Source organism: Micromonospora sp. CB01531, assembly GCF_001905095.1.
Lineage (GTDB): Bacteria > Actinomycetota > Actinomycetes > Mycobacteriales > Micromonosporaceae > Micromonospora.
The window spans coordinates 1-8,747 of the sequence record NZ_LWLS01000011.1 but is presented as its reverse complement, the minus strand read 5'-3'; the positions used below and the strand labels follow the sequence as shown (position 1 = coordinate 8,747).

At 62.6% G+C, this 8,747-nt stretch carries 7 protein-coding genes; 2 read left to right on the top strand and 5 right to left on the bottom strand.

Translation table 11 applies throughout. The features are described 5' to 3' along the window. Positions 1–28: 28 nt before the first annotated feature. From A6A27_RS42810 to A6A27_RS42805, 3 genes are all read right to left on the bottom strand, one after another. Entirely contained in the window at positions 29–1,111 is a 1,083-nt protein-coding gene (locus A6A27_RS42810) for a hypothetical protein (protein WP_143193867.1), read from the bottom strand. After that, positions 1,108–1,707, bottom strand: coding sequence for an ATP-binding cassette domain-containing protein (locus tag A6A27_RS47325; protein ID WP_073833021.1), 600 nt, complete (start codon positions 1,705–1,707; stop codon positions 1,108–1,110). Before A6A27_RS47325 ends, A6A27_RS42810 begins: the two co-directional genes overlap by 4 nt. 1,140 nt (positions 1,708–2,847) lie before the next feature. After that, complete coding sequence (locus A6A27_RS42805) at positions 2,848–3,366, bottom strand: hypothetical protein (RefSeq protein ID WP_143193866.1); 519 nt, start codon at positions 3,364–3,366, stop codon at positions 2,848–2,850. A 748-nt stretch (positions 3,367–4,114) separates the two neighbouring features. Here A6A27_RS42805 and A6A27_RS03945 point away from each other — a divergent pair. Beyond that, positions 4,115–4,645: a hypothetical protein gene (locus tag A6A27_RS03945; RefSeq protein ID WP_073833019.1), complete on the top strand. Its 531-nt coding sequence runs from the start codon at positions 4,115–4,117 to the stop codon at positions 4,643–4,645. 1,171 nt (positions 4,646–5,816) lie between these two features. Here A6A27_RS03945 and A6A27_RS03935 read toward each other — a convergent pair. Next, positions 5,817–6,221, bottom strand: coding sequence for a hypothetical protein (locus A6A27_RS03935; protein WP_073833017.1), 405 nt, complete (start codon positions 6,219–6,221; stop codon positions 5,817–5,819). A gap of 101 nt (positions 6,222–6,322) precedes the next feature. Continuing rightward, positions 6,323–7,012, bottom strand: a complete 690-nt coding sequence (locus tag A6A27_RS03930; RefSeq protein WP_143193868.1) for an IS6 family transposase — start codon at positions 7,010–7,012, stop codon at positions 6,323–6,325. A 469-nt stretch (positions 7,013–7,481) separates the two neighbouring features. Between A6A27_RS03930 and A6A27_RS03925 the strand changes: the two genes are divergently transcribed. Then, positions 7,482–8,714, top strand: a complete 1,233-nt coding sequence (locus A6A27_RS03925; RefSeq protein ID WP_143193865.1) for a hypothetical protein — start codon at positions 7,482–7,484, stop codon at positions 8,712–8,714. The last annotated feature ends 33 nt before the right edge of the window (positions 8,715–8,747 follow it).

Genomic DNA, 8,747 nt, shown 5'->3' with positions numbered 1-8,747 from the left:
ACTGCCAACGAATTAACGACTCAGGACACTAGGTGCGCTGCTTGAAGTATCGGAAGAGATGGTGCTCCCGCGTAGTCAGGACGGACGCCACACACCCGGCAACACCGCCAGCCGCTGCAAGCAGCGGAATGCGGAGCAGTTCCGCCAACACAAAGCCCTGATAGTTGGGAACCACAATGGAGGAAGCGATCCACAGAGCCGACACTGTAAGTGACAACGCCAGCAGGCACCAAACTATGGTCTCGATGAGGAGATGGGCCAACTGGTCAGGAACCGAAACCCCGCAGTGCCTCGCAGATGCCAGCTCTACGCGGCGTGACCGGACACTGAGGAAGCCGATGAGAGTGCCGAAAATAAGGCTCACCAAGGGCGCGAACGCACTGGGGCGCGAATCGAAGACCCTTGCCCCATTGAAGCCCTCACCGAGCCGAGGGTTGAGCTGCTGCACTGTGACTCGCGTATCTGCCGGGGTGGAGACTGCGACCGCCGCATTAAGCAACCGCGACGCCTCTGGATCGGGTGGCCATACCGTTATCCAGCACTCGTCAAAATTTCCGATGGACGGCACCGGGACTAGTACCGTGTTTTCCAGGCTTGGAGCCCGTCCATCGTTCGGGTAGGAAAACGTTCCTCCTATGGGTGCAGGGCCGTTGGACGTGCGCAGGGAATCCCCTGCAGTCGCATGGCCCAGGGATTCGGAGACGCCGTCCGCCAAGAACAGGCCGTCTGCGTTCGATGAGCCGGTCGACATGGAAAGCAATTCCACGAACTTGGGAGTGGTCTCCTTGAAGATGACCCCTGACGAGGGGAGCGCAAGGATTCCATAGTCCATTTCAGGTTTCCGAAACGCTCCGGCCGCCACTACGCTCTTGGTTTCAGACAGCCTTTCGCAAGCGATCCCGTCCACGCCATTCTGTGCTGACAGTACGTAGGTTGCTCCGCCAGCCGCCCGAAACCTATCAGCGGCGTTAATTATGCCCGCGATGGTCGCACAGTCTAAAGCGCCAAGGGTGATGCAGAATACGAACAAGGCACTCGCGAACGCCGCTGCCCTCGACGTACCTGAAGCAACGTTTCTTGCGGCCTCCGAAAGTATTGATAGTAGCTTCAAAGGTCACCGAGGTCAATCGTTCGGGTACAAACGTCACGGACGCGTACATCATGTGTTGCGATTACGACAACCGCTCCGCTCATTCCGAGATCGCCGAGTACGCGAATCACTGTCGAGGCGCTCCCGGAATCGAGTTGTGCCGTTGGCTCGTCGACAAGAAGGAGTCCGGGCGCTGCCGCTACTGCCCGCGCTAACATGAGTCGCTGCGCTTCTCCGCCCGACAGATCTTGAAAGGGCCTTTCGGCGAGATGCGCGAGGTGGAATGTACTGAGGATATGCTGGGCACGATCCTCGGCCTCCCGTCGAGGAAGTCCTGTCGCCAGCAATGGCAGCACTACGTGAGATAACGCACTTCTTCGAGGCACCCCATGAGGATTTCGGAAGACCCAGGACGTTCGGCCCTGCCCAACCTTCTCGATTCGGCCCTCGGTTGGCTGGATCCAGCCGGCGAGTATGCCGAGAGTCGTACTCTTGCCAGATCCCGATGGGCCTGTTAGTGCAGCAACCTCCCCCGATGAGAGGCGGAAGTTGAGGTTCCGAAAGAGCGGTGGATGCCCAGCGAACTGGTGCCCGACTTGCTCAGCGGATATCAGCATTCGGAATCCACTGAAAGCCGCGCTACGACATCGACGGGATGATCAGGGGCACCGTCCCACGTGACGAGGCTGCGGCCCAGGCTGGATCCGGCCACTGAAACTCGGATGGGCTTACCATCGGATACATAGATGCAGGCGTTGTTCGCGCCGTCGAAATGCACGGCACCTGCCGGGACGCTCACCACCGGGATTGGCTTAGCGAGCGCGTACGACGCAGCCATCGGTACTTTCCCATCTGACTCTAGCCAGGTCCGAAACGCGTCGGTCTTACTTAGCCGCGAAACTGCTACTCGTTCGCTCACCAAACCAAGGTTGCTTGCTTCAACCCTTACCCCGTCGACCTCTATCACTCGTTCACCCGAAACGAGGTTCGGGGGCAACGTTTTCGGAGCAAAAGCGACCGCCGTCGACTCGAACGTGAGAACCGAACTTCCATTCTGCACAGGCTGACCTAGCGCGGCATCGCAGGATGCTACGACACTGCTACCTGGCGGCATCCAGATAAGCAGCTCCCGCTCGAGCATTGGCCCGCGCCACTTCGTACCGGCTGCCTTGAAGAGGGACCGTATGTGGTTCCGCGTCGCAGAATCGAAACGTCCTGTCACTCTCAGCGGCGGCCGCAAGGCTCCCAGAGCTCGCTGTAGAGCGCGGACGTCTTTGCCTTCAACGCCGGGCGTTAGATCACGCCACATCGGTACCGACGTGGCAATAGCTAGAAGCTTTTTACCGTCAATTGCGGCAGGGAAAGACCCCGACCTCAGCACCATCCCCGTATGGCAGTCGAATCTTGTTAGGATGCCATTCGCGGCGATAACTGCCTTGGCGCCTTCCCGAACTTCGGGCACGAGTTCTACTTGGCGCTTGTCGTCGAGCTGCCCTGGCGTGGCCAGGACCGTGGATCCTGTTTGGCTTTTCGAAATCCCGGCGGGTCTTGTGGCCTGGGATGTTGCGGCCGAGGCTGCTGCTGCGGCCGTAGCAGCCAGGGAGAGCGCGATTACTAACGCGGTGCTCCACGACGGACGCCCTTCACCGATCCTGGCCAAGCGCCGCTTCATGCTGCGTAGGCCCTGATGCCTGCTAAGCGGTCGAGTACCGGCAATAGCCAGGGCATCAGTACTCCCGTCGTAGTGTGGTGATTACTCATAGGCCGCTGTTCGGGTTGGAAAGGCATGCGGGGACGGCTGGGTTGTCCGGACCAAAAGAAGTGTCGGAGAAGCTCTTCGCTCGATCGGCCGCCAGCTGATCGCCTGAATAGCCCTTCGGGGCAACTCCCGCTCGAACGAGGCAGTCTGCTTGAAGTTGGTCGAGGTCCTTCTTCTCCGGGTTCATCAGACGATCCACATAGATAGGTTCGATCAGCGCCAAGGTTCCCTTACGGCACTCGTCCGCTACCGTCTCAGCGTCACCGGACTTGACGAGGTCATAGTTGTAATAACCACCGGCCGTAGGCCTTGCCTTGATCGTTACCCCACGGTCTCCCGCACAGGCGACATATCGATTAACCGCTTCGTCGAACTCCGCCTTGGTTATCTTGAGGTCAGCAAGGACTTCTCTCTCGAAATCAGAGGCCGCCTGTTTCTGTGCCGCCTTTAGCTCTGGCTCGTACGGGTCTTTTGGAGCCTCTGATTCCGCACATGCCGATGCGATGAGTGCAATCATGAACGCATGAGCGCCCATAATGGACCGTCGTCGCGCATTCCTCACAGCGAAGCTCCCAAATAAGCAACTTGGCTAGAGACAAGCCCGCCAGAGAGCCTTGCCCTAGCCGGAGGCTATCACAAACCTGGACCGATTTGAAGGCGGCCGATCTTGCTGACGCAGCCGCCTACAACAGGGGACTAGGCGGTCCGAGGTGGACCGTTGGGCGTAACGGACACCAGTAACCGACGCTGGCCGCAATGTAGCTATGGGAACCGATCACCACCTTGCGGGATGGTATTGACCCACTGGCCTACGGCGGCACCCACCCGGCCATGACGTACGTAATTACGCGAAAAATTCACGGTTGCACACACTTCGGCGCTTCGACCAATTGACCCTAGGTCAACCGGGGTCGACCGCGGGCCGACTATCCGAGCGAGCAGAAGATCCGATGCTGTGCTTTACGCACAAGTTTGCGAAAGCCGGCGGCGGGCGTGGATCACTGACCACAGGCAGCGATCCACGCCCTCGATCCGAACCCATGCCGCCAAAGAAACTGTCGGCTCACTTGCCCGGTTTACGAGCGCATGGAACTAGAAGTAAATCCAGGAACCCCAGCCAGTACCGAACGCTGCACGGTAGGCGTTACCTTCCATTATAGGAATAGACAGAGGTTGAGATCGCTGAGAGTATCGGGGCGCTAACTCATGACTACGGGGGCCATGGGTGTAGCGAGGATCTGCCTGCCCCCGAACAGGAGGCGGCATTGAAGCTCACCTTCCTCTTGCCCGGTCGAATGCTGATGACAACCCTGGCGGCGATCGCTCTCGTCCTCGGGCTCGGCGCTACCAGCGCGAGCGCCGACGACGGGCTTTCCCCGTCCAACAAGTCGACCCTCGTGCCCGACTACACGGAGATGCTGTGGTCCCTCGTCGGGTCGCAGAGCGAGAAGGAGATCGACAGGATTGCCAATTCCGGACACCAGGTCCAGCTGCTCCTTGACCCCAAGGCCGGCAAGATCCTGGCTGCAATCGACACCGAGAGCACGTTCACCCCGTCCGCGCTCACCCGCCTCGGCCCGGGGTGCTCTACGGACAGTCTCTGCATGCTGAACAGCGTCCCGAACGGCTACATTGGCACTGGTTACCTGTACGGCACCTGGTCGAGCGTGTACAAGTACGCCACGGGCGACAGGACTGGCACGTTTCGCTTCAACGGTCTCGACTGGACGCACCCTGCCCGTACGACCGTGAACCTCCCGACCCCGGAAACGATCACCTACATCGCTCGATCCTGAACTCCCTCTGACGAGCGGAGCGTGGCAGGGCCCGGGTCGTCCGGGCCCTGCCACGTTTCACGGTCCGTCGACCGCGGTCTGCCGTGGCGATCTCCTCCAAGGCTTCCCCGTGCGCAAGGAGGCTCGGTGTCGGAGCGAGCTAAGGAGTGCCGCACCGCACCGAAACGATACGGCCAGAATCGATGGTGAGCTCGACGCTCGGCCACAAGGTTGTTGGAGTCCCCGTGTCGTCTGCTTGAACCGTAGGAGGCCCGCAAACCGAGAACGTATCAACCTGCAAGGGTCGTTCCACTGGCTCGCCGGTGAGAAAGCCAAGGCCCAGCATCACGCCGGCGGCAATGACAAACCGAGGGTGCGGGCGTCGCAGAGGCGGCGAGCTGCGCGGCGGCGCATCCAGATCAATAACTGGCATACGGTACGTTAGCGCCCGGGCCAGCCCAAGGACCATCCTCCAGGTCCAACCCGCCAGAGCGGCACGTGCGATCTACGTGCGATAGGCGGCGGCGATCGCGGGCCAAGTGCGGTCAACCACGGCCAACGCCGACCGATGTGACATGAGAGCACACGAGAAGATCCCCCCTGCGTTTCGGCAGGTGGGGTGCCCCTGAGAATCACGCGCGACCTGGGTGATCGACCGCTGCGACGAGCGGACCAGGTCGACTGCATCACGCCGAAACTCTTCCGTGTACTTCGATTGCCCGAACGGGACACCCCTTCCTCTGGAACCAACCTCCAGTCTCAGGGTGATGTTCCACATCTCGGGGAAGGCCCACGCGACATCCAGGTGCTCGTCGACGTCGTGCCCGTTGACGGGGCCACCGGGCGCGACCGGGTGTGCAGCGGCAGCGGAGCGACCGGACGCCATCGGCGCTCGATGATTGATTCGGTGATCGTCCAGCCCAGCGACCGCTGGACTCGACCGGACATCCCCGGAACCTCCCGGGCAGGCCGGGACGTAGGGGACGCTCGTCGGACGAGCAGCCACCGAGCAGCCACGATCGCCGCGGACCCACCCGTCGCCGCGCCCCCCGCCACCGTTCGAGCGGACGGCATCACCTACACGTGCTGCCGGCATCGTCGGCTCGAAAGCCTCTGCTCGCACCGAACACATCACCATGCGGCCGCTGGATGCCGCGCCTTGGCAGTCCGGTCCGAATCCTCCTGGTCGCGTTCAATCAGAGATCCTGTCTTCACTGACGGGGATTCCATTGGCGGCGAACCACCCGCCGATCTGCTGCCACATGCTCGCCGGCCAGTACCGGCGGCGGACCGCACCGGTGTCGCTGAACTGGCCTAGCTGTTCCACCGCGTAGGTGTTGCCGATCTCGTTGAGCAGCATCGAGGACGCTTGCACGGTGCCCGGCCCGAGCCGATCGAGCGCGCCAAGGTCCAAGACTGCCTCGGCCGGCACTGAGGATGCGACGGCAGGCATTCGGCTTAGGGACTCGGTGCCCCAGTCTGTCCGCCGGCAGATCGCGATGGGGCGCTCAGGCGATGCGGTGACGAGCCGCGCGTGGAAGGTGGCGTTGCCGCCGGCGTAGCTGCGCGTTGTCGCGTGCTCCGCAAGCGTAGCCACTGCGGAAAATACGGTGAGCGCGAGCTGTACGTCGGCGATCGAGTGGGCACCGTTGCGTTGTGGAATCGGCGGACGCGTTGAACCTGTGTCGGGGTCCGAGGTCAGATCGCCTGGGCGAGTTCGGTGAACGCAGCGGCGACCCGCAGAGCGGGCGGGGCGTTGACGGCGAGTTCGTAGTGACCGCGTCGGAGGTTCTGGATGAAAGCGTGTCCGGCGATGATGACCTGTGCTGTGTGTTCCGTTCGTAGCCCGCGCATCGGTCTGAGCCGGTGCTTCAGCCGGCTGTGATCAGCCTCGATCGGATTGTTGGCGTACTGCTCGACATGGTGCCACGCCGACGGGATCAGCTCGTCCAGGACGGCGGGGTAGATCACGGCGGCGTCGGTGACCACCTCGGTGGGCCTGACCTTCAGCGTGGACAGCATCCGGCGGAAGAACCTCCGCGCCGCGTCGGCGTCCCGACGTGCCGAGACTAACGCGTCGATGACCTGCCCATATTGGTCGACCGCGCGGTATACGTACCGCCAGACTCCGTTGACCTTGACGTAGGTCTCGTCAACGAACCACCGGTCGCCCGGGGAATGCCGGCCGAACCCGGCGGCGTCGGCCAGCAGCGGTGTAAAGCGCTGCACCCACCGGAACACGGTGACGTGGTCGACCTCGACACCGCGCTCGACGAGCAGCTCCTCAACGTCGCGGTAGGACAGGCCGTAACGCAGGTACCAGCGAACCGCAACCAGGATCACCTCAGGCGGAAATCGGAACCCGGCGAACGCCGACCTCGGCGGCATCATCGGACGGTGGCGGGCAGCGAGCTTCATCGCTCAAGCCTGCCTCGATCTTGCCCACGGTCAACGCAACAGAGCCCCTAAACGAGCTGGTCTTTTACGGAAACAACGGATACTCCCGCGGACATGGCCGAGACGGCGCCCAGCGGGTCCTAGCGGGCCTCCACGCCGAAGGGCTGCTGGAAGATTCCGACCTGATCGTCAGCGCTCTCGGCGGGGTGGGCGTCCCGGCGGAGCATCAGAAGACCATTGCAGCGATGGTAGCCCGAATGGTGTCCTCGCGGCCGGCTCGGCTTGGCCGGTAGAGACAGCTAGCCTCCGGGAAGCGCGATGAGTGGCCTGGATGGGTTCCCAGTGGCGGACAGCTACGGCGTTGCAGACCCGCGTGCATGCCTGGGCAGGACGGGAATACCGGCTGATCAATGGGCTGGCAGTCGACACAGGCGAGGCAGGATCGGATGATGGAGGCTAGATGGCGCCCAAGCACCACCCGCTAAGGGACCCAATCCGGCGTAGTGCCACCGAATATGGGCCACGCCTGGAGGTTGCCCTCACCCGTGCGCGCGAGGTACCTGAAGAGATGCTCGCCCGCACGCCCGTGGACGCCTTGGTCGATGCCATCGTTGACGAGTGCGCCGCCGCCCCTGTCACAGTCGATCATGCAGGGCTCTGGGTCGAGACACCTGAACTGTCGCACGGGCGCGAGGAGCCGCTGGTCCAGCTGAACCTCTGCGTGACGGTCGACGGCGCATCCAGCGCGCTCGGTTCCCGTGGGGTTCTTTCAGGTGCCCACATCGAGGGCGATAAGCCCGGTAAGTGGTTTCTGACGGCGGCTCAGGCCACCAACGAGGAAATCGCTGAGGCGATGGCCGACACCGAGCGGCTCGGGGAGTTTATCGAAGAATTCCAGGGACGGCTTCGGGAGGCGGCGGCTGCCGCTAACGAAGAGATTCAGCAACATCGAGCAGACATGCGTGAGCAGGTGATGGCTATCGTGGGCGCCCGGGCTCGTAGGGTACGGGCCGTCCTCGCGGCGACGGACGCGCTGGGCATTCCGGTGGCGCCGCGGCCAGGGGAGCAGCGCATCCCGCTGCAACCACGGAGAGTTACTGTCGCCCAACTCGACGCTGCTGTTGCTGCTGGAAGGGAGGAGTGGCATCTCGCCGAGCAGATCGCCGAGGACATCACTGCCACGATCATGTCCTTCACCGGTGCGCTCGAACGTCTTGTTCGCTCCGCCAGCAAGCTGGTAGGCGAGGATGAGGAAACCATCCGGGACTTCCTTCTGTTCATCCTGAACGCGAACTACCAAGGAGCAGCGACCGGGGAAACGTTCCTGGGACGCGGCAAGACGGACATCCTGCTGCGCTGGCGCGACAGAGACGCCTTCATCGGGGAGTGCAAGTTCTGGCACGGCCCTGCCAAGTTCACCGAGGCCGTCGACCAGTTGCTCGGGTACACCATCTGGCGTGACACCCGAATCGCGCTGATCCTGTTCATACGCGACCGAGTGGACACTACCGCCGTGATCGACAGTGCCGGCGCCTGCCTAGCCGCGCACCCGCGGCTGCTGCAGGTCATCACGCCAGACGAGCCAACCCGCCGCCGGGACTACCTGCTCCACGCGGACGGCGACCAAAAACGTGTCATCAGGCTGTCGCTGCTCCCCGTCGTCCTGCCGCAAGATGTTGGAACGAACAGCTAATACGGCAGCCGCCGTTCGGGATCATGGTTGAAG